This is a genomic window from Psychroserpens mesophilus (genome assembly GCF_050617655.1).
Classification (GTDB): Bacteria; Bacteroidota; Bacteroidia; order Flavobacteriales; family Flavobacteriaceae; genus Psychroserpens; species Psychroserpens mesophilus_A.
The window spans coordinates 1-356 of sequence record NZ_JBODQC010000080.1; the positions used below are offsets into that span (position 1 = coordinate 1).

The 356-nt window shown below is 61.5% G+C and carries 1 protein-coding gene; it reads right to left on the reverse strand.

The window, feature by feature from the left end; all coding sequences use genetic code 11:
* Positions 1–356 (reverse strand): hypothetical protein (locus ACRHNM_RS16415; protein ID WP_431137710.1); only part of this gene is annotated, 356 nt, incomplete at both ends.

Here is a 356-nt window from a genome sequence, read left to right on the forward strand (position 1 = left end):
CCAGCAGGGAGGAAAGGTCCACAACCTCGTTGGTCCCGTTTTCAATCCCGATGGTCAGGTCCGTGCCGCTCAGGCCCGAACCGCTGATGTTCTGGTCGTCAGATCCCAGGCTGGAGACCGGAACAGACAGGGTTCCTGCCGCGTCGGTAATTTCCAGGTTGCCGGCATTGACCGCGAAGGCCGTGTTCGTCTCGTTGCTGGAGTCGTTGTCGTTGTCCGCCACAGATACGGTTCCCCCGCCGTCGGAGAGGGTTACATCCGTACCGGTGCGGCTGATGGTCTGCAGTTCATTGGTCGGGTCCGCATCCGCGTCGTCCACCAGAGCAGAAAGGTCAACCGAAGCCGAGCTGCCGTCT